The organism is Mesorhizobium loti CJ3sym (genome assembly GCF_000472785.1).
Lineage (GTDB): Bacteria > Pseudomonadota > Alphaproteobacteria > Rhizobiales > Rhizobiaceae > Mesorhizobium > Mesorhizobium loti_E.
This window is the reverse complement of the sequence record NZ_AXAL01000001.1, coordinates 159,387-176,747: the sequence shown is the minus strand read 5'-3', so window position 1 is coordinate 176,747 and position 17,361 is coordinate 159,387. Positions and strand designations below refer to the sequence as shown.

Annotated in this window: 20 protein-coding genes and 1 tRNA gene; 8 read left to right on the top strand and 13 right to left on the bottom strand. The window is 61.6% G+C overall.

What is annotated here, in order from left to right; all coding sequences use genetic code 11:
• Window positions 1-5: 5 nt before the first annotated feature.
• From A3A9_RS0101010 to A3A9_RS0101000, 3 genes are read left to right on the top strand one after another with little or no spacing between them, the layout of a single operon-like run.
• Complete coding sequence (locus A3A9_RS0101010; RefSeq protein ID WP_245278951.1) at window positions 6-968, top strand: DUF3592 domain-containing protein; 963 nt, start codon at window positions 6-8, stop codon at window positions 966-968.
• A 43-nt stretch (window positions 969-1,011) separates the two neighbouring features.
• Entirely contained in the window at window positions 1,012-1,533 is a 522-nt protein-coding gene (locus A3A9_RS0101005; RefSeq protein ID WP_027057128.1) for a hypothetical protein, read from the top strand.
• Window positions 1,526-2,149, top strand: coding sequence for a hypothetical protein (locus A3A9_RS0101000; protein ID WP_027057127.1), 624 nt, complete (start codon window positions 1,526-1,528; stop codon window positions 2,147-2,149). The genes A3A9_RS0101005 and A3A9_RS0101000 overlap by 8 nt, the downstream gene beginning before the upstream one ends.
• Before the next feature lie 7 nt (window positions 2,150-2,156).
• Here A3A9_RS0101000 and A3A9_RS0100995 read toward each other — a convergent pair whose 3' ends face one another.
• From A3A9_RS0100995 to A3A9_RS0100960, 8 genes are all read right to left on the bottom strand, one after another.
• Window positions 2,157-2,546 (bottom strand): hypothetical protein, encoded by a 390-nt coding sequence (locus A3A9_RS0100995; protein WP_027057126.1) that lies wholly within the window; start codon window positions 2,544-2,546, stop codon window positions 2,157-2,159.
• Window positions 2,547-2,562: 16 nt separating this feature from the next.
• Entirely contained in the window at window positions 2,563-3,216 is a 654-nt protein-coding gene (locus A3A9_RS43770; RefSeq protein ID WP_152536035.1) for a hypothetical protein, read from the bottom strand.
• The gene (locus tag A3A9_RS0100985; RefSeq protein ID WP_027057124.1) at window positions 3,189-6,968 is read right to left on the bottom strand and encodes a vitamin B12-dependent ribonucleotide reductase; all 3,780 of its coding nucleotides are present in this window, start codon (window positions 6,966-6,968) and stop codon (window positions 3,189-3,191) included. The genes A3A9_RS43770 and A3A9_RS0100985 overlap by 28 nt, the downstream gene beginning before the upstream one ends.
• Window positions 6,969-7,624: 656 nt before the next feature.
• Window positions 7,625-7,936 (bottom strand): PilZ domain-containing protein, encoded by a 312-nt coding sequence (locus tag A3A9_RS0100980; protein WP_027028722.1) that lies wholly within the window; start codon window positions 7,934-7,936, stop codon window positions 7,625-7,627.
• 117 nt (window positions 7,937-8,053) lie between these two features.
• A complete protein-coding gene (locus A3A9_RS0100975; protein WP_027057123.1) occupies window positions 8,054-8,542 on the bottom strand; it encodes an NUDIX hydrolase in 489 nt (162 codons plus the stop codon).
• A gap of 210 nt (window positions 8,543-8,752) precedes the next feature.
• Complete coding sequence (gene gpt / locus A3A9_RS0100970) at window positions 8,753-9,253, bottom strand: xanthine phosphoribosyltransferase (RefSeq protein ID WP_027057122.1); 501 nt, start codon at window positions 9,251-9,253, stop codon at window positions 8,753-8,755.
• Window positions 9,254-9,369: 116 nt separating this feature from the next.
• Window positions 9,370-10,203 carry a universal stress protein gene (locus tag A3A9_RS0100965; RefSeq protein WP_027057121.1) on the bottom strand — a complete coding sequence of 278 codons (834 nt, stop codon included), beginning with the start codon at window positions 10,201-10,203 and terminating at the stop codon, window positions 9,370-9,372.
• 68 nt (window positions 10,204-10,271) lie between these two features.
• Complete coding sequence (locus A3A9_RS0100960) at window positions 10,272-11,015, bottom strand: competence/damage-inducible protein A (protein WP_027057120.1); 744 nt, start codon at window positions 11,013-11,015, stop codon at window positions 10,272-10,274.
• 178 nt (window positions 11,016-11,193) lie between these two features.
• Between A3A9_RS0100960 and wrbA the strand changes: the two genes are divergently transcribed.
• Together wrbA and A3A9_RS0100950 are read left to right on the top strand one after the other, a co-directional pair.
• Window positions 11,194-11,793, top strand: a complete 600-nt coding sequence (gene wrbA / locus A3A9_RS0100955) for an NAD(P)H:quinone oxidoreductase type IV (protein ID WP_027057119.1) — start codon at window positions 11,194-11,196, stop codon at window positions 11,791-11,793.
• 150 nt (window positions 11,794-11,943) lie between these two features.
• Complete coding sequence (locus A3A9_RS0100950) at window positions 11,944-12,924, top strand: alpha/beta fold hydrolase (RefSeq protein WP_027057118.1); 981 nt, start codon at window positions 11,944-11,946, stop codon at window positions 12,922-12,924.
• A gap of 443 nt (window positions 12,925-13,367) precedes the next feature.
• Here A3A9_RS0100950 and A3A9_RS0100945 read toward each other — a convergent pair whose 3' ends face one another.
• From A3A9_RS0100945 to A3A9_RS0100930, 4 genes are all read right to left on the bottom strand, one after another.
• On the bottom strand, window positions 13,368-13,607 hold the full coding sequence (locus A3A9_RS0100945; RefSeq protein WP_019857848.1) for a DUF2188 domain-containing protein: 240 nt from the start codon (window positions 13,605-13,607) through the stop codon (window positions 13,368-13,370).
• Between the two features lie 28 nt (window positions 13,608-13,635).
• Window positions 13,636-13,914: a DUF982 domain-containing protein gene (locus A3A9_RS0100940; RefSeq protein WP_033838251.1), complete on the bottom strand. Its 279-nt coding sequence runs from the start codon at window positions 13,912-13,914 to the stop codon at window positions 13,636-13,638.
• Between the two features lie 142 nt (window positions 13,915-14,056).
• Complete coding sequence (locus A3A9_RS0100935) at window positions 14,057-14,374, bottom strand: SH3 domain-containing protein (RefSeq protein WP_027057116.1); 318 nt, start codon at window positions 14,372-14,374, stop codon at window positions 14,057-14,059.
• A gap of 126 nt (window positions 14,375-14,500) precedes the next feature.
• On the bottom strand, window positions 14,501-15,604 hold the full coding sequence (locus A3A9_RS0100930) for an NADH:flavin oxidoreductase/NADH oxidase (protein ID WP_027057115.1): 1,104 nt from the start codon (window positions 15,602-15,604) through the stop codon (window positions 14,501-14,503).
• 154 nt (window positions 15,605-15,758) lie between these two features.
• Between A3A9_RS0100930 and A3A9_RS0100925 the strand changes: the two genes are divergently transcribed.
• Window positions 15,759-16,337: an NUDIX domain-containing protein gene (locus tag A3A9_RS0100925; protein WP_027057114.1), complete on the top strand. Its 579-nt coding sequence runs from the start codon at window positions 15,759-15,761 to the stop codon at window positions 16,335-16,337.
• A gap of 159 nt (window positions 16,338-16,496) precedes the next feature.
• Here the strand turns inward: A3A9_RS0100925 and A3A9_RS0100920 are convergent.
• A tRNA-Leu gene (locus A3A9_RS0100920) sits at window positions 16,497-16,582 on the bottom strand.
• Window positions 16,583-16,913: 331 nt separating this feature from the next.
• Here A3A9_RS0100920 and A3A9_RS45610 point away from each other — a divergent pair.
• Both A3A9_RS45610 and A3A9_RS45605 read left to right on the top strand, forming a co-directional pair.
• The gene (locus A3A9_RS45610) at window positions 16,914-17,063 is read left to right on the top strand and encodes a hypothetical protein (protein WP_245278950.1); all 150 of its coding nucleotides are present in this window, start codon (window positions 16,914-16,916) and stop codon (window positions 17,061-17,063) included.
• Window positions 17,060-17,299: a SecDF P1 head subdomain-containing protein gene (locus tag A3A9_RS45605; RefSeq protein WP_245278949.1), complete on the top strand. Its 240-nt coding sequence runs from the start codon at window positions 17,060-17,062 to the stop codon at window positions 17,297-17,299. Before A3A9_RS45610 ends, A3A9_RS45605 begins: the two co-directional genes overlap by 4 nt.
• Window positions 17,300-17,361: the final 62 nt, after the last annotated feature.

The window sequence follows — 17,361 nt, the reverse complement described above, 5'->3', positions numbered from 1 at the left end:
TCAGGGTGGAACTCAAGACTCTGCTTGTCGGCTTTGCCTGCTCGGTCGCGGGCATGTTGTCGCTCATCACCATCGTGAAATGGCGCGAGGTGCGGGCACTCAGCCACTGGTTGCCGACGCCGGGAAAGATCATCTCGTCGCGCGTCGAGGCGCGTGAGGTCAGAAGCTCGGGCGCAGGCTCGGACAGCAGCGATACCACCGAGATGCGCAATTTTCCGGCCATCACCTTCGAGTACAAGGTGGGCGGCAAGACACTTCAGAGTTCGCACTACAGCGTGCAGGAGAATTTGGGAAATTTTGAAGTCACGGAAACGCTTGCGCGGTTTCCCAAGGGCGCTGCGGTGACCGTGTTCTATGATCCGGCGAATACGGGCAAAGCCGTGATCGAGCGCACCATGCCGGACGGCGCCTTCAAATTCATGGTCCAGCTCTCGGCGGGGCTGGTGATCGGTGCGCTGGTGCTGGTGTTTTCAGTCGGCGGGCTCCTGGAGGCGATCCGGCCGCATCTGCCCAAGCCGCAGAACCTTGGCGCTGCGGCGCTGCTGCTGTTCATGGGCCTGATGATCCTGCGCATGGGCTTCGCCCAGAAGTCGCTTGCCGAGCAGGCGGCAAAATGGCCTGTTACCGCCGGCCGCATCGAGTCCTCCGGCCTGCAGGCACTGCGAAACTATAGCGGCTATCGGCGCTGGCGCACCGTTTTCAAATCCCGCATCGTCTACAGCTATGGCGTCGCCGGTCAGCGCTACAGTGCCGACCGCGTCAGCTTCGGCGCCACGGTTACGGCTTCGCTGCCCGGCCTCGTCAGCGGTCAGGCGCGAAGCTATGCAGAGGGCAGCAAGGTCGATGTGCACTATGACCCCGCCAACCCCGGCTCGGCCGTGCTCGAATGCCGGGTGAGGGGTCTCTGGCTGTGGGTCTGTTCGGCTGGATTTCTCGGCGGCGCCGCCTTTCTGGTCGGACTGGTGTGAGGACAGGCTTTTGGCTTAGAGAACGTTTTTCCGGAGACATCCAGTGATCATTCGCAAACTGGCCTTTGTTGTCCTGGGCCTGCTGGCCCCGATGCAAGCGGCGAGCGCCAAGGAATGTCTGCTGAGCCACGCCACCTACCGCGAGCCGCGCTCGGGCGCGGTTCTCCAATTCCGGCCGCTGGACAACGAACCCGCGGCGCTGACGGCGCAGGTATTTTCGCTGAGCGTGCCCAACACCGACAAAAGCCTGCCGGCCGACATCACCTGGACCAACGGCAAGAATTCGTTCCCGCTCGGCACCATCCGCCACACCTGCACCGACGATGACCGCGAAGCGGGCATGCAGGATGGCAGTGGGCTCTGCCGGATATGGGAAGGCCAAGTCTATGCCTTGACCGGAGGCGGCGCCGAGCAGTTGGACTCCCACGAAACGGCACCAGCGCCGAAAGGCCTGCTGTTGCCCGATTTCGGCGTGTCCCTCACCGAATTGTCCGATTTTGCCAATGCCAATCCCGATGCCCCGGCATGGGATGCCTTCACTTTGACAGGATGCAGCGATGAATAGCGCTATGAAGTCCATTCTCTGGGTGAGCGCCCTGTTCGCATCTTTGACGGTCTCGGCCACGGCACACGCGGACGAGCCGGCGCCGTCGCGGCCGCCGATCGACAAATGCGTCTGGGAAAAATTGACCGACAAGACGATCGGCCTTGCCGCCTGGGCGCAGCGCTGCGACTTCGGCTTCCGCCAGATCCACTTCGAATTCGCCGGCAACGCGCTCGCCATCAAATACAGCGATGGCGGCGCGGCCGACCCGCTGATCGAGGTGTTCGAGATCAAGCCGGGCGAAACCGCCGAGGCTGCCGTGCAGCGCCTGTTCCTGGAAAAGACCGACAAGGCCGTCAGCGCCCGCTGTGTGCTGGCGCCCTACACTGAGGGCACCGTGCCCGCCGGCGTCAAGCGCTACACATTCAGCCCCGACGCTGCCTACGCGAAAGAACTGGCCGCGCTTGCTGACCTCAACGACGTTCCCGAGCCGCCCTGCGGCGACTGGGGCGAAATGCCCGATGGCATCCAGTATTTCGAGGCGCCTGCGGGTGAGGGGCGGAAAGTGCTGTTTGTCCGCATCGGCCAGGATGAGCCGCTGTTTGACGAACAGACGCTGCAAATCTTGGGACGCTAGCTGATGCTCAAGCGGCTTTGGGAAAGTCAGACACGATAACTTGATCTTGGGCTGCAATGTCGGCAGCTGTCTGATAAGCATCACGACGCGGAGCTTCTGAAAAAAAGCCCTCGCCAAGTTCGGTCATCAAATCTTCCAGAACAGTTATTAAGCGAAGAAAAGGTGATTCTATAGTCCGAGGGCTGGATTTAATCGTTCGTAAATAAAAATTTCGAAACCCTTTGATCTTGAAGCCGACTGGCTCGCGAGTTTCGAGGTCGAGTATTAAAGTAAGAAATTCATCGATACGCCGATACACTACCGGTGCATCAACTCTAACGTATTCAAGGGCGTCCGCGTCCTCGTAGTACAGTGCTCTCGGCGTATACTCACCAAACGTTGCGGTTAGCATGCCCATAGCTACTTGTCCTGCTCTACCACAGTCTCCGACGGAAACGCGATTTATGATCGATTGGCAGCAGTGGATTTTCCGGATCGCACTCGACGAGTTGCCAAAGCACGATCACACCCTCCGTTACCGGTGGCTTGCCATCAATCTGATTATGCCTCCGGCCCTCCGGAAAATCAAGTCGAGCATATATCACAAAAACGAGGTCGGCAGGCAAATCGAACTGTTTGATCAAGCATGCCATCGAAGGTTCATACTTCAATCCGATGGCAGGTTTGGTGACGAAGGCCACGTAATCAAAGCCCCGGTCGTCCTCACCAGCAGGGCGCATCAGGCCGCGAAAGCAAGCATGCGCTCCACGCAGTCCACGAGTTCCTCGAGAGTCTGTCGTGTCAAATTTAGCCGCGCCCGATATCGGTGGCACTATCCCATGAACGTGCCACCAAAGATCGAGGATGGGCTGCCGCTTGCGAGCATCCAAGTGCTTTTGCACGTCACCGTTGGTCACCCGGTAGGCCATAATTCGATTTTTGTCGAACGGTGACCTACCCAAGGTAGTCACAGGTGGCGACAGCCACCTCGCAGGCTTCTGATTGCCTCCGTCAATAAGCCGGAACTTGGGTTGCTCCCGCTCTGACATGTCGGGAACTCTCAGCTGCAACCGCTCGTCGAGCCACACGTATCGCACTTCTCGCAAGTCCCGTTCCGCACCATCGTGAAATTCTGGCACTCGGAGCAGGAATTGCCGGTGTAGCCTTGCAGCAGTGACTTGGCGCGGCGGTCGTTGGCGAGTTTCTTCGCTTCGGCCGCTTCATTCGCTGCCGCGTCGGTGAACAACCCCGCCGTCGCGTCGGAAGCAGAGCCCGCCGCTTCCTCGAAGGCGATGTCCTCGGTCAATTCCTTGGCCCGCTCCTCATAGTCGCGCTTGTAGGCAACCGCTTCGTCGCTGGCCGGCTTCAGCGCCAGCACATTGGAGCCGGAGAAGGCGGTCGGCACTGAGCGGGCAGGGGCGCCCGACGAGGCTGCAAAGCCCTTCGGCTCGTTGCCGATGGCCCGCGACACCAGCTTCACCGGCGAGGCGCCACGGGTCAGGCCCTTGGAGACGGCATCGGTCTTGCCTTCGCTGATGTTGCGGCCAAGCGCGGTGTTGGAAAAGTCCGACTGGTCGACATGGGCGAGGTCGTTGCGGCCGAGATAGGAGATGGCGAGCTCGCGGAACACGTAGTCGAGGATCGACGTCGCGCTCTTGATCGCATCGTTGCCTTGCACCATGCCGGCCGGCTCGAATTTGGTGAAGGTGAAGGCGTGCACATATTCGTCGAGCGGCACGCCATATTGCAGGCCGAGCGAGATCGCGATGGCGAAGTTGTTGAGAAGGCCACGCAGCGTGGCACCCTCCTTGTTCATGTCGATGAAGATCTCGCCGAGGCGGCCATCATCATATTCGCCGGTGCGCAGGAAGATGGTGTTGCCACCGATCTTGGCCTTCTGCGTGTAGCCCTTGCGGCGGCCGGGCAACTTTTCCTGCTCGCGCGACACGCGCTCGATGATGCGCTCGACGATCCGTTCGGTGATCTGCGCCGCGCGCGCTGCCGCCGGAGCCTGGATCAACTGCTCGAGGGCTTCGTCCTCATCGTCCTCACCATCGGCGAGCAGCGAGGAGTTGAGCGGCTGCGACAGCTTCGAACCGTCGCGATAGAGCGCGTTGGCCTTCAGCGCCAGCTTCCACGACAGCATGTAGGCGCCCTTGGCGTCTTCCACCGTCGCATCGTTCGGCATGTTGATGGTCTTGGAGATAGCGCCCGAGATGAAGGGCTGCGCCGCCGCCATCATCTGGATGTGGCTGTTGATCGAAAGCGAGCGCTTGCCGATCTTGCCGCACGGGCTGGCGCAGTCGAACACCGCCAGGTGTTCGGCCTTGAGGAAGGGCGCGCCTTCCAGCGTCATCGCACCGCAGACATGGATGTTGGCGGCCTCGATGTCCTTCCTGGAGAAGCCCAGCGCCGGCAGGATCTCGAACGAGAAGTCGTTGAGCTGCTCGTCGGTGAAGCCAAACGTCTCCTTCACCCAGTCGGCGCCGAGCGTCCACTGGTTGAAGACGAACTTGATGTCGAAGGCCGACTTCAGCGCCGCATTGAGCGCCGCGATCTTCTCATCGGTGAAGCCTTTTGCCTTCAGCGAGCCGGGATTGATCGCCGGGGCCTGGTTGAGATTGCCGTGGCCGACCGCATAAGCCTCCATCTCGCCGATCTGGGCTTCGGAGTAGCCGAGCGTGCGCAGGGCTTCCGGCACGGCGCGATTGATGATCTTGAAGTAGCCGCCGCCGGCGAGCTTCTTGAACTTCACCAGGGCGAAGTCGGGCTCGATGCCGGTGGTGTCGCAATCCATGACAAGGCCGATCGTGCCGGTCGGCGCGATCACGGTCGCCTGCGCGTTGCGGTAGCCATGCTCTTCGCCAAGTTCGATGGCGCGGTCCCAGGCGGCTTTCGCATGCTCGACAAGCGCCTGCTGCTTGAGGTCGGAGGCGACCAGCGGCACCGGGTTGACGGCGAGCTTCTCATAGCCCTGCTTCTCGCCATAGGCGGCACGGCGATGGTTGCGCATGACGCGCAGCATGTTCTGGGCGTTGCGGTCGTAATCGGCGAAGGCGCCGAGTTCACCGGCCATCTCGGCCGAAGTGGCATAGGCCATGCCGGTCATGATCGAGGTGAGCGCGGCGCAAATCGCGCGGCCCTCGTCGGAGTCATAGGGAATCCCCGAGGTCATCAGCAGGCCGCCGATATTGGCATAGCCGAGGCCGAGCGTGCGGTATTCGTAGGACTGCTTGGCGATCTCCTTCGACGGGAACTGCGCCATCATGACCGAGATTTCGAGAACGATGGTCCACAGCCGCACCGTATGCTCGTAGGCAGCGATATCGATCGTGCCATCGGTGTTGCGGTAGGGCAGCAGATTGATCGAGGCGAGGTTGCATGCCGTGTCGTCGAGGAACATGTATTCCGAGCACGGGTTCGAGGCCCGGATCGCACCAGCCGAAGCGCAGGTGTGCCAGTCATTCATCGTCGTGTTGAAATGCAGGCCGGGATCGGCCGATGCCCAGGCGGCGTAACCGATCTTTTCCCAGAGGTCGCGTGCCTTCAGCGTCTTCAGCACCTTGCCGTCCTTGCGGGCGGTCAGGTGCCAGTCGGCATCGTCCTCGACGGCGCGCAGGAAATTGTCCTTCAGCGACACCGAATTGTTGGAGTTCTGGCCCGAAACGGTCAGATAGGCATCCGAATCCCAATCGGTGTCGTAGGTCTTGAACGACATCTGGGTGTAGCCCTGCTTGGCGAACTGGATGACGCGGTAGATGTAGTTCTCCGGCACCGCGTCCTTCTTGGCCGCCTTGATCTCGCGCTTCAGCGCGGTGTTCAGCGCCGGATCGAAACAGTCGTCGCCATTGCCTTCGCAATTGACGCAGGCCTTCATGATCAGCTCGAGGTGCTTCTTGACGATCTTCGAGCCGGTCACCAGCGAAGCGACCTTCTGCTCTTCATTGACCTTCCAGTCGATGAATTCCTCGATATCGGGGTGGTCGGCGTCGACGATGACCATTTTCGCGGCGCGGCGCGTCGTGCCGCCCGACTTGATGGCGCCCGCGGCGCGGTCACCGATCTTCAGGAAGCTCATCAGGCCGGACGAGCGGCCGCCACCCGACAGCTTTTCGCCTTCGCCGCGCAGCAGCGAGAAGTTGGAGCCGGTACCGGAGCCGTATTTGAACAGGCGCGCTTCACGCACCCACAGATCCATGATGCCGCCCTCGTTGACGAGGTCGTCCTGCACGCCTTGGATGAAGCAGGCATGCGGCTGCGGATGCTCGTAGGAGGACTTCGACTTGGTCAGCTTGCCGGTGAAGGGATCGACATAGAAATGACCCTGGCTCGGACCGTCGATGCCATAGGCCCAGTGCAACCCTGTGTTGAACCATTGCGGCGAGTTCGGCGCGACGCGCTGGGTGGCCAGCATATAGGCCAGCTCGTCGCGGAAGGTGCGCGCGTCTTCCTCCGACTTGAAGTAGCCGCCCTTGTAACCCCAATAAGTCCAGGTGCCGGCCAGCCGGTCGAAGACCTGGCGGGCGTCGATTTCGGAACCATAGCGCTCGGCTTCCGGCAGCTTGGCAAGTTCCGCCTCATCGGCAACGGAGCGCCACAGGAAGGAGGGGACGTCGGTTTCCTCGACCTTCTTCAGTCGGGCGGGAACGCCGGCCTTGCGGAAATACTTCTGCGCCAGGATGTCGGCTGCGACCTGGGAGAACTGCGCCGGCACATCGATATTGTCCAAGCGGAACACCACCGAGCCATCCGGATTCTTGATCTCGGAAAGTGCCTTGCGGAATTCGATCTCCGCATAAGCTGATTGCCCTGCCTTGGTGAAACGACGCTCGATGCGCATTGGTCCGGTCCCTTTTGTCTATATATAGCGCTTTCGTCAGGGGATTTCTGCCCCCAAATGCGAAACGCGCGTGTCCGCCGCTTGCCGGCGTTCGAAAACGGCCGGCTCTCCATGTCACGGTCTTTCCCGGCCCTTGCTGATGATGCTTCCTGCGAAGCCTCTGCCCAACACGCCGACGAAACCCGCAGGTCCCTCAAATCTGATTTTTTCGATTCCCTCGCTGGAGGGAAATTCACACTATCTAGCGTCGAACCTACCTGCAAACACTAAATATAGTGTTAACAGACTATTTATTCCAGTCCGACAATTCTCCCTTTCGTCGCCCCACCACCCACAATCCCAACGCTTCCGCCTGCCTCGTAAACAGGCGGAAATGCGAGCAAAAACGCACATAATCCGGGAAAAAGACCGGGCTCAGAACTTTCCGGTCGCACTCTCAACAGGAGCGCATGGCGTATAAAAGGCGACTCGGTTTGCGCCGTCAAGGATTCGTTTGCGTAGCTTTTGTGACCCCAACATCTTGTGTGTCACATATGTGGATAACGGGGATAGATCGCGCTGCTACGATTGCCGTTTGCGGCAGTGGGGTTGCGCGCTGCCGATGGTCAAGAGGCAATCCGGTGGCCGCAAAGCCTCTCAGGCCGATACGCCTGATATCAGCCGTAATGCAACTTGGGCTTCGGCTCGGTGCCGGTGAACCGTACACCGACCCGGTCGCTGCGGCGCCAGCGGACCTCGCAGCGATAGGCGACACCGTCGAGCGGCACATAAAGAAGGAAATGATCGGGAACCCGCGATTCGGGCGGTACTTTCAATTCGGCGCCGCCGGCATGCTGGTTGCGCAGCATAACGGCGACTTCCGAGTTTTGAATTCCGGTAATGACAGTTCCGCCCTTGAGCACGCGCGGACGATGTTCGCGCTTGGGGCCGTCGGGATCTTGCTGAAGTGGGTTTACAGGATTCGCCATCATGAAACTGCCGGATTGGCCAATTCCTAGCGAAGAAAACTTAGCAAACCATTCACGCGGCACATCACATGGTTGTGAAACTGGCGCGGATACACGCTCTCAGGCAAACCTGTGCTCTCAGGCGAACCTGTGCGGGTCGGCGCAGAAATAGGCGATGATCTGGCAAAGGTCCGGTTCATTGATCATGCGCACCGCTTCGCTGGAACTGACCCATTTGCGGGTACGAGAGCGCTTTTCCTTCCAGCGGTCGGCGATCTTGTCGACATGCAGGGGAAATACCAGCACCTCGCAAGGCACTTCTTCGCCCGATGCCAGCACCTTGGCATAGAAGTAGCGACCGGCTTCGAGATGGGAAATGCTTCCGCGCAATCCGGCTTCCTCGCCGGCCTCGCGCGCGGCTGCCTCGCACAGTGGCTCCCTGGCTTCCGGCCAGCCCTTCGGCAACACCCAGCGGCCAGTATCACGGCTGGTGATCAGCATGATCTCGACGCTGTTCCCGGCATCGCGCCAGGGCAGGGCGGCAACCTGCAGACGGCACGGCGCGGTGCCGAAGAGTCGCCGGACCCTTTCAGCCAGATGGTTATGCGTCGTTGGCCTCGTCAACATCGGAGAAAGCTAGCCCCAGCCTCCAGAATCGTTTGCCGCCTCACGAATCTTACGGCTAATCGTGACCAATAAAAGTAAAAACTTTGATCAGGCTGGCCGAATCCCGTCACCAAAGGTCTATTTTACAGGATATCCTGCTCCGAGACCGCTCTGCGGAAGCAAAATATTGCCATCTGTGGCGACTTGTCTGGAAAAGCAGCCTGTTTCGAATCAGCCGGCGTGGTCGTCGGCGATCGGCTTCTGATAGGTGAAGCCCATGTCCCAAGGGAAATAAATCCAGGTGTCCTGGCTCACCTCGGTGACGAAAGTATCGACCAGCGGCCGGCCTTTGGGCTTGGCGTAGACGGTGGCGAAATGCGCCTTGGGCATCATCGCGCGCACGATCGCCGCCGTCTTGCCGGTGTCGGTCAGGTCATCGATGATCAGCACGCCGACCCCGTCGTCGACCAGCAATGCCGGCGTAATCTCCTTCAGCACCTGCATCTGCCCCTGACTGGTGTAGTCGTGGTAGGAGGCAACGCAGACGGTCTCGATGATGCGGATGCCCAGTTCGCGCGCGATGATCGCCGCCGGGACCAGCCCGCCGCGCGTGATGCAGACGATCGCTCGCCATTGTCCCTTGTTGGCGCCGGAAAGCCGCCAGGAAAGCGCACGGGCGTCACGATGGAACTGGTCCCAGGAGACCGGGAAGGCTTTTTCGGGAAGGGACATTTTTCGCGCACTCCGCAGCACGCGAAGACCGCGTGCACAAAAACAGGGGAATGCGCGCGGAATTAACTGGAAACCCTTGGACTTGGCAAGGGCGACCGGCTGCGATGGCTGTGGACTTACCGCGACAGGAAGGCCGCCACCTGGGTTGTGCGCAGCACCGTGCGCGTCACCCCGCCGAACAGCAGCTGGCGCAGCCATGAGTGGCTGTAGGCGCCAAGCACCAGGAGATCAGCGCCGGTCTCGGCGACCCTGTTCTGGATCATGTCGTCAACCGAGGTGCCGCCCGATTTCTGCACCGAGACGCTGACGGTGGCGCCGTGGCGTGACAGGGCCGACGCAATTTCAGCTCCGGCAGCCTCCGGGCTTTCGTCGAGCGTATCGGGCGGATCGATGACCAGTATGTCGGTTTTATCGGCCTCGATGATGAAGGGCAGCGCGTCGAAGGCGGCGCGCGCGGCTTCCTTGCTGCCGTTCCAGGCGAGCAGCACATGTTTGAAGGTGGTGACCAGCGGACCCGCGCTCGGCACCACCAGCACCGGCCGGCCGGCATCATAGACCAGCGTGTCGACATCGGCGCTCGGATCCCCGCCAGTATCGCGCTGGGCGGCGACAATCAGATCGGCGGCGCGCACGCTTGAAATGCCGGTCAGCGCGCTGTCGCCGGAAAAACTCTCCAGGCTGCGCCACTCGAAGGAGAGGCCGGAATCCTCGATACGCCTGAGGAAGACAGCCTGCAGCTTGTCGGCCCGCTCCCGGTTCATGTCGGCCGAAACCTGCAGGAATTCGGTATCGGGAAAGCCGGTCGCCGACGTGTAGGGCACCGGAAGCGCCTCGGCATGGATGCCGACCAGATGGCTCTCGAAGCGGCTGGCGAGCGGAATGGCGCAGTCGAGCACGCGCTCGGCGTCCTGCTCGTTCTGCAGAATGGCAACGATGGTCTTGAAGCGCATGATGATCCCTCAATCTGCCTCGATCTCGCGTGCAGGGAAACGTTGGCGCGCCGTGCTTGGTTCCGGCCTCAGCTCGCCTTGGTGGCGAAACCCGCCACCATTGCCTCGACATCGGTACGCGCGGCCTCGAGTGCCTCCTGGCTGCGGGCGCGAACGACGAGTTCGGTCCAGAACTTGCCGTCGCCATATTTCGGATAGGAGCCGATGATGGTGTCCGGATGAACCTTCTGGATGTCGCCCAGCGGCCCGCCGATAAGGCCCTCGCCGAACGGGCAATGCACCGTCGCCGACAGCATTTTCGTGCCGGTCTTCAGCGTCGGCACGACATTATCGAGCATGGCCTGGAAGATCGACGGCACGCCGGCCATGACATGGACATTGCCGATGCGGAAGCCGGGCGCTACGGACACCGGGTTGTCGATATGGTCGGCACCGCGGGGCATCCGTGACATGCGCTTGCGCGCCTCGGTATATTCGATGCCGCGCGCCGCGTAGCTCTCGCCCAGCATGGCATAGGCCTTGGCATCGTATTCGCAGGGAACGCCGAACGCCTTGGAGATCGAATCTGCGGTGATGTCATCATGCGTCGGACCGATGCCGCCGGTGGTGAAGACATACGTGTAGCGTGCGCGCACCGCGTTCACGGCAGCTATGATCTCGTCTTCCTCGTCGGGTACGATACGCACTTCCTTCAGGTCGATGCCTACAGCCGTCATGATGTCGGCGAGGTGACCAATATTCTTGTCCTTGGTGCGGCCGGACAGTATCTCATCGCCGATGACGAGCATGGCGGCGGTAACGATTTCAGGCATGGAAAGGCTCCGGCAGGACGGGGTCGCCTGAAATAGCGCGGCGCGAGGCCAGCGGCAATGCCACCGGGGCGGTGAACAATCTGTTCCCATATACGAGATATCCAGTGAACACCGGGGCCAGTAACACCTTGCGCGACGAGGCAGTGTCAGCCTCCGTTGCGCAATCAAGGAGATGGAAATGGCGAAGGTACTTGTTCTCTACTATTCGAGCTGGGGTCACATGGAGCAGATGGCCAAGGCAGCCGCCGAGGGCGCCCGCGAGGCTGGCGCCGAGGTGACCATCAAGCGTGTTGCGGAACTGGTGCCCGAGGCGGTCGCCAAGGCTGCCTACTACAAGCTCGACCAGGAAGCGGCGATCGCCGATCCGCTCGAACTCGGCGACTATGACGCCATCATCGTCGGTGCTTCCACGCGTTTTGGCGCAATGGCCGCGCAGCTGAAGAATTTCTTCGATCAGACCGGCCCGCTGTGGGCCAAGGGTGCACTGGTCAACAAGGTTGGCTCGGTGATGGTTTCGACCGCCACGCAACATGGCGGCGCTGAAATCGCACTGTTGAGCACGCAGGCCACGCTGCAGCACCACGGCATGATCATCGTGCCGCTGTCCTATGCCTATCAGGGCCAGATGGGCAACGATGTCGTGCGTGGCGGCGCGCCCTACGGCATGACCACGACCAGCGATGGCGACGGCTCGCGCCAGCCTTCGGCTCAGGAACTCGAAGGCGCGAAATTCCAGGGCAAGCGAGTCGCCGAAATCACCGCGAAGCTCCACGGCTGATTTCCGACGCCGGCCGCGTCAGGCCGGCTGGCGTCGTTTCTATCGGAAATTCCGATGTCGACGGGCGGTCCCTCGGACCGCCCGTTTCGATGCAAGGTTGCAGTGCGATCGGATGCGGCTAAGCTGACCTGGTTCTGATCCGGGTGAACAATGCTCCTGTCAATTCTGTTGTGGCTGCTGGCCGCGCTGTTTCTGCTGGCGGTCCTGGGGATCGCCTGTCTCGTGCTCGCAACACTGTGGATCGCGGCGAAGGCGCAAAGATTGGTGCCGCCGGTCGGAAAATTCGTCGAGATCGACGGCAGCCGCATCCACTATGTTGATATCGGCGAGGGCAGGCCGATCGTCTTCGTGCACGGACTTGGTGCTCAACTCCATCACTTCCGGCACGCGCTGTTTGCGCATTTCGGCCCGGGCTACCGGCTGATCGCGCTCGATCGTCCTGGATCGGGCTATTCGGTGCGCGCCAACGGTGCCACGGGCCGGTTGCCAGAACAGGCAGCTTTGGTGCGCCGCTTCATCGAAGCGCTGGGTCTGGAAAGGCCTCTGGTGGTCGGCCACTCGCTGGGTGGCGCCATCACGCTGACCCTGGCCGTGGAACATCCCGAGGCGATTTCGGGCATCGCCTTGCTGGCGCCGTTGACGCATCTGGAAACCGGCATGCGTGAAAAGACCGGTTTGCTCAATATCCGGTCACGTCTTTGGCGCTGGATCATGGCTTACACGGTGGCGATACCGACAAGCCTTAGATATGCGCGGCCGACGATGGAATTCATATTCGCGCCTCAGGCTTTTCCTTCCGACTATATGGTCGAGGGTGGAGGGTGGCTTGGACTGCGGCCTGCTCATTTTCACGCAACGTCGACCGATATCGTTGCGGTCGAAGAGGATCTTGGCCGCATCGAGCAGCGCTACGGCGAGATCGCCATGCCCGCCGGCATCCTCTTTGGAGCGGCCGACCGCGTCATCGACATCCGAACCCACGGCGAACCAATGCAAGGCAAGATCGCAGGACTCGATTTCGAAATTGCCGATGGCCTCGGCCACATGCCGCAATTCGTCGAGCCGGAACGGATCATTGCTTTTATCGAGCGTATTGCAGCTCGCGCGTTTTCCGGGCGGCCATCGCGTTAGCCTCACGACAACTTCAATGAACCATTCGGCCGATTGCCGGGTTTACCCCGTGTCGCACCCAAGGCGACCAAGACACGGCGTAATAACACGAAATTTCTCGCAGCTTTCGTCCTCACGATCGGCCTCGCCACATCGGCGATGGCGCAATCGTCCGACGGCGCATATTCAAATCATCACAACTGGTGGCCGTTCGGCAACGAAGAGTCGTCAGGCGTCGACCAGAACACGATTGGAAGCATCAATGGCGTCCGCTCTGGGATGGATACTCTTGGCAGTTCGGGCGCGGTCGGCCCTTGTGCCTACAGCACGGCTGGTCCTGACGCGAATGCCCAGGGAAATATGAACGACCAGTATTGCGGTAAATAATCGGCCGCGAGGGCTTGCAGCTGGCCACGAGACGTCTTCTCTACGCACGTCCGTGGTCTGCGGCCTTGGCGACAAAATCAGTCAGAGACCTCGGTCTGCGGCCGATCCCGGCCGTCGGCCAGCTCCTCGTGCCACTTGCCGTCGGCATCCTCATACTGGATGCCGTCCGTCGCGCCTGCCACCTGCTGCTCAGCCGAAGCGATTTCGGCGGCGCGCAGCGCATCTTGATGGGTGGGAAATGTCTCCGAGAAGGTCGAGCCGACCTTGTAGGCCCAGCCGCCGTCATGTTCGACGATCTTGTAAGTCAGCTTCGCCATGAAAACCTCCGGTTGAAAGGTCCGCCTGCTAATGCAGCCGGTCGTCGGGCAGCCTGTCGTCGGGCACCAGCACTTCCGATTCCCTGGCGGCCTCGATCAGTGCCCGGCGTGCATCCGCCGTCGAACGATAACCTTCCAGCACTTTGAGGCAAGTGTCGAGGGCATCACGATGACGCGGACCGCGATTGAGCGGCCACACCGTCATCAGACACTCCGCCGCTTCCTGGGTGCTGCGGATATGGCGATATTTGCCGACATGGCCGAGTTCGACCACGACAGGCGTTTCAAAAGGTTTGTTGTCCATCATGGCCGAACGCAAAACAGCCAATTTGGTTGCAAAAGTGGCCTTCGGCCTGCGCCCAAAAGTCGCGTCGCGTTTGCGACGCGCTCTCAGGTCTTTGTTTGATGTCCCAAAACCGGATTCATTTTGGGCCACATGCAGGGGCGTCTCAGTAGCCGCAATCGTTGCGGAGCCACTGCGCGTTTGCCCAGCCGGTAGTGCCGCCGAGTTCGACCTGGTACCAATTGCCGCGCCGGTCGAAGATCTCGGTGTGATCGCCATTGAACAGCTGCCCGATCATCCGCGACGACGAGTTCGGCCGTGTCCGCACGGCGAGAAAGCCGCTGCCCGTCGCCAGATTGTAGCGCCCGGACAGGCCGTGCACCGTACCTTCGCAATATTGCGCTCCCGCCGGCGTCGATACGCCGATCCAAAGTCCGGCGACAGCCGCGAACGCGGCAGCCGGTAACAATGCCCTGAACGACATGAATTCCTCCCAAGCCCGGCCGCGCCCGCCGCAGCCTTACCTAAGGTAACAGGTTGAGGACAGAATTGAAGCAGGGCTAACATCAGAAGAAGTGGCGCCTCGCCGGAAGTCACGAGGAGCGGCCAATCAGCCTGCGGCCTTCATCCAGTGTTCCATGGTCGTGACCGAACGGGCGAGCTGCGGTGCCGGATGGATCTTTTCACTGAAAGTCGCGGCCGCACGCCACCCCCAGCGCGGGTCGGCGAGGAAGGCGCGCGCCAACGCCACCATGTCGGCGCGGCCCTCGGCGATAACAGCCTCGGCCTGCCGGGGATCGTCGATCAGGCCGACCGCGCGGGTCGGGATGCCGGCGCCCTTGCGCACGGCCTCCGCCAGGTGCACCTGATAGCCGGGGCCGGTGGGTAATTTCTGCAAGGGCGAATTGCCGCCGCTCGAGCAGCAGAGATAGGCGACGCCCTCGGACTTGAGTGCTTTCGCCACCTCGATCGCGTCCTCGACGTCAAAGCCGCCATCGACCCAGTCCTTTACCGACAGTCGCGCACCAAGCATCAGCTTTGGTGCTGCCTTCTTCACCGCCCTGGCGATCTCGACGACAAGACGCATCCGGTTTTCCAGCGAGCCGCCCCAGCGGTCGGTGCGCTGGTTGGACAGAGGCGAGAGGAACTGGAAGATCAGATAGCCGTGCGCTGCGTGCAGCTCGATGAAGTCGAAGCCGGCGCGTTCGGCCCGCCTTGCGGCCTCGGCGAACCGCTCGATGAGCTGCGGGATCTCCTCGTCCTCCAGCGCGTGCGGCACATTCCAGCCGCTATCGTAGGCGATGGCCGAGGCCGAGACGGTCTGCCAGGGATCTTCATTTGGCTGCAGCGGCCCGCCGCCTTCCCACGGCTTGCGGTTCGAGGCCTTGCGGCCGGCGTGCGCCAGCTGTGTGCCGAACTTCGTGCCCGGCGCGGCAACGCGCCGTGCTGCATCCAGTGTGCGGCGGGCGGCGGCTTCGTTGTCGTCGGAGTAAAGTCCCAGGCAACCATGCGTGATACGCCCGCGCCGCTCGACGTCGGTCATCTCCACAGTGACCATGCCGGCGCCGGACATCGCCAGGTTCATCCAGTGGTAGAGGTGCCAATCACTGGCCGAGCCGTCCTCGGCGGAATATTGGCACATCGGCGCCACGGCGATGCGATTGGTAAAGGTCAGGCCGTCAAGCGTGATCGGCTGGAAAAGCGATGCTGTCATGAAAAGGGCGCTCCGGGAAGGGTAAACCGCTGTCTAGGCAATGGATCGAGAGCGCGCCAGACACGAGACGGTGAAACGCGTTTTTGAACCATTCCCCTGCATTGCGCAAATACCTGTTGGCGGCTACGCCTCGACCAATAGCATGGAGACCATGATGGAAGATCGCATTCGCATCCGCTCGGAAGAGGTTCTGTCCGACGACTGGGCTGTTCTGAAGAAGACCGTCCTCGACTATCGCCGGCGTGACGGCCAGTGGGAGACGCAGATCCGCCAGACCTATGATCGCGGCGACGGCGCGGTGATTCTGCCCTATGACCCCCAGCGTTCGACCGTGCTCCTGGTGCGCCAGTTCCGCTATCCCGCCTATGTCACCGGCCACCGCGAGCCGCTGATCGAGGCCTGTGCCGGGCTGCTCGATGAAAATGATCCCGAGACCGCCATCCGCAAGGAAGCCGAGGAAGAACTCGGCTACCGCCTGAACAAGATTGAGCGGCTGTTTTCGCCGTATATGAGCCCAGGCAGCGTCACCGAACGGCTCTGGTTCTTCGTTGCTCGCTATTCGCCGGCCGACCGCATCTCGGCTGGTGGCGGCGCGCCGGAGGAGGGCGAGGACATCGAGGTCCTGGAAATGCCGCTCGATGAGGCACTGGCCGGCATTGCCGACGGCCGCATCATCGACGCCAAGACGATTATTTTGATCCAGCACCTGAAGCTGAATCCGATGAAGGCTTGACCCGAGCCATTGGAGACGGTTGGCCGGGTGCGGAAGCGGAATTTCCGGTGCGTATGAACAGATGAGTTCGCCGGTCCTCCTTCGCCAAGGCTTCGGCGGACACTCCTTCGTCTAACGAGCTCCAGGTGGCCCGCCACCCGAAGCTCGAAGAGCGAAGGGTGGTGCGGACGACGGGAATCGAACCCGTACGATCAGAGATCGAGGGATTTTAAGTCCCTTGCGTCTACCAATTCCGCCACGTCCGCAGGCCAGCCCTTTTCAGATGCCAGACACCAGCCGTCAAGTCGTGTTCTTGGGCCTGCCCGAACCCGTAACCCAGAGGAGGGGGCTCGGCGATACTGGTGCGATCACGGAATTATCCGCGGCGCTGGCACGGGTAAATATCGGTGCAGCGGATTTGATCCGCCAAGGCCGGCGCCATCAGGCCCAACCCATTCCCCCGCCCCCTGCGGGCGTCGGCCGCCCCTGAATTCCCCGCCACGGCCCGTATCGCTCGCCTATCCGGGCGGCAAGCAGAGGACAGCTGACATTGCTGGCGTCACCGTGCAAGATGGTCTTCTTGCGAGGAAAATGCTGATGAACAGCCTGGCTCGTCTTGTCGCTGGAGTGGCCATCGTGCTGCTTGCCTGCGGCCTCGCCATGGCCGCGCCATTGGCGCTCACCATTGCCAAGGCAGCGGTCGTATCCGATGCAGCGTCGGGACAGATGTCCTCAACCTCAAGATGACGCCGGACAGTGCAAAGGCGTTCGCCGACTTCACCAGGGCGAATGTCGGCAAGGTGGTCGATCTCAGCGTCGACGGTGCCGTGGTGGCGTCGCCGCGCCTGGTCGAACCCATTCTCGGCGGTGAGGTGATGCTCAACGGCACCTTCGCCGCTGGCGAGCTCCAGCGCCTCGCGGAACGGATTTCGGCCGGGGGTGCGAAAGTCACGGTCGAGGTTAAGGCCGAGCAGCCTTCGTGACGGCAAAATAGCCCTCGTGAAGGCTGGGTAGGCCTCACCGTCTGTTTGGCGCTGGCCAAAAC

What these genes read in the sequence shown, in the direction of transcription:
- A3A9_RS0100965 (WP_027057121.1), bottom strand. Translation starts at nt 10,203, where the DNA reads ATGCGCTTCAAGACCATCGTTGCCATTCTGCAGAACGAGCAGGACGCC.
- A3A9_RS0100960 (WP_027057120.1), bottom strand. Translation starts at nt 11,015, where the DNA reads ATGCCTGAAATCGTTACCGCCGCCATGCTCGTCATCGGCGATGAGATA.
- wrbA (WP_027057119.1), top strand. Translation starts at nt 11,194, where the DNA reads ATGGCGAAGGTACTTGTTCTCTACTATTCGAGCTGGGGTCACATGGAG.
- A3A9_RS0100980 (WP_027028722.1), bottom strand. Translation starts at nt 7,936, where the DNA reads ATGGCGAATCCTGTAAACCCACTTCAGCAAGATCCCGACGGCCCCAAG.
- A3A9_RS45610 (WP_245278950.1), top strand. Translation starts at nt 16,914, where the DNA reads ATGAACAGCCTGGCTCGTCTTGTCGCTGGAGTGGCCATCGTGCTGCTT.
- A3A9_RS0100950 (WP_027057118.1), top strand. Translation starts at nt 11,944, where the DNA reads ATGCTCCTGTCAATTCTGTTGTGGCTGCTGGCCGCGCTGTTTCTGCTG.
- gpt (WP_027057122.1), bottom strand. Translation starts at nt 9,253, where the DNA reads ATGTCCCTTCCCGAAAAAGCCTTCCCGGTCTCCTGGGACCAGTTCCAT.
- A3A9_RS0100975 (WP_027057123.1), bottom strand. Translation starts at nt 8,542, where the DNA reads ATGTTGACGAGGCCAACGACGCATAACCATCTGGCTGAAAGGGTCCGG.
- A3A9_RS0100940 (WP_033838251.1), bottom strand. Translation starts at nt 13,914, where the DNA reads ATGATGGACAACAAACCTTTTGAAACGCCTGTCGTGGTCGAACTCGGC.
- A3A9_RS0100935 (WP_027057116.1), bottom strand. Translation starts at nt 14,374, where the DNA reads ATGTCGTTCAGGGCATTGTTACCGGCTGCCGCGTTCGCGGCTGTCGCC.
- A3A9_RS0100925 (WP_027057114.1), top strand. Translation starts at nt 15,759, where the DNA reads ATGGAAGATCGCATTCGCATCCGCTCGGAAGAGGTTCTGTCCGACGAC.
- A3A9_RS0100985 (WP_027057124.1), bottom strand. Translation starts at nt 6,968, where the DNA reads ATGCGCATCGAGCGTCGTTTCACCAAGGCAGGGCAATCAGCTTATGCG.
- A3A9_RS0100945 (WP_019857848.1), bottom strand. Translation starts at nt 13,607, where the DNA reads ATGGCGAAGCTGACTTACAAGATCGTCGAACATGACGGCGGCTGGGCC.
- A3A9_RS0100995 (WP_027057126.1), bottom strand. Translation starts at nt 2,546, where the DNA reads ATGGGCATGCTAACCGCAACGTTTGGTGAGTATACGCCGAGAGCACTG.
- A3A9_RS0100930 (WP_027057115.1), bottom strand. Translation starts at nt 15,604, where the DNA reads ATGACAGCATCGCTTTTCCAGCCGATCACGCTTGACGGCCTGACCTTT.
- A3A9_RS0101000 (WP_027057127.1), top strand. Translation starts at nt 1,526, where the DNA reads ATGAATAGCGCTATGAAGTCCATTCTCTGGGTGAGCGCCCTGTTCGCA.
- A3A9_RS45605 (WP_245278949.1), top strand. Translation starts at nt 17,060, where the DNA reads ATGACGCCGGACAGTGCAAAGGCGTTCGCCGACTTCACCAGGGCGAAT.